The sequence below is a fragment of the Streptomyces sp. NPDC055078 genome (assembly GCF_053607985.1).
In genome coordinates this window covers 1-1133 of the sequence record NZ_JBSGUP010001153.1, presented here as the reverse complement: position 1 = coordinate 1133, position 1133 = coordinate 1, and the positions used below count along the sequence as shown (strand labels likewise).

At 76.6% G+C, this 1133-nt stretch carries 1 protein-coding gene; it reads left to right on the top strand.

Annotated elements, in window-relative coordinates:
• Positions 1-65: 65 nt before the first annotated feature.
• The coding region (locus ACWF94_RS40885) for a dihydroxyacetone kinase subunit DhaK (protein WP_453500427.1) at positions 66-1133 on the top strand (1068 nt) is incomplete at its 3' end.

Below are 1133 nucleotides of genomic sequence, written 5' to 3'. Positions count from 1 at the left end.
CCCGGGACGTTCCCCCGGCGCCCGGGTGCGCGGAGCCCCGCCCCACGACCATCGGAGCACCCGAGTTGAGCTACTTCCTCGCCCCCGACGCCGCCCGCACCGCCGCCCGTGGCCTGGCCCTCTCGTACCCGGACGTCCGGCTGTCCGAGGACCCCCTCTATCTCTGGTCGGCTGGCCGGCACCCCGCGCGGCGGGTCGCCCTCGTCTCCGGCGGCGGCTCCGGCCACGACCTTCTGCACACCGGACTCCTCGGTCCCGGCGGGCTGGACGCGGTCGTACCGGGCGAGACCTCCGCGTCGCCCACCGCCCGGCAGATCGTCGCGGCATCCCGGACCGCCGCGCGCGACACCCGGGCCGTACTGCACATCGTCAGGAACCAGCCGGGCGACCGCCTCGCCTTCACGCGCGCGGCGGAGCGGCTCCACGGCGAGCACCACCAGGTCGCCCATGTGGTCGTCGGCGACGACGCGCCGACCGGCGGCCACCGGGCCGGCGGGGCGGTCACGGCCCACACCGTGATCGTGGAGAAGATCCTCGGGGCCGCCGCGGACCGCGGTCTGGGACTGGACCAGCTCACCGCTCTCGGCTACCAGGTCGCGGCCGGTTCCCGCAGTGCCACCGGCACGGGCGACCGGGTGCCCGGCCCGGCCCAGGGCCGCCGGGGTCATGGGCGCGGCGCCCCGTGCGGGCGGTCCGCGAGGGGCGTCGAGGAACTGGTGGGGCTCCTGCTCGACGAACTGCTCGACCAACTGCCCGCCGACGAGTCCCCCGGCGGCGGCGACGGGATGCTCCTGCTCGTCAACGGACTCGGCGCCACCGGTGACCCGGACTTACGCCTCATCGGCCGGCTCGCCCACGCCCGGCTCACCGACCGCGGCATCACCGTCTCCGCCCTCGCCACGGACACCTCTTCCCCGGCCCTGAACACAGAGGGCTTCACGCTCACCCTCACCTCCCTGGCCACCGGCTGGCTCGACCTCTGGTACGCACCCACGCGGACACCCCTGCGCCTGCCGGGCCCCGCCGCCCTCCCCCACCCCTCGACGATCACCCCGGCGGCGTCCGCTCCCGCTCCCTCCTCTGCCCCTGCCGCTGTCTCCAGGCCCGGAGCCGGTCCCGGAGCCAGGCCCGGG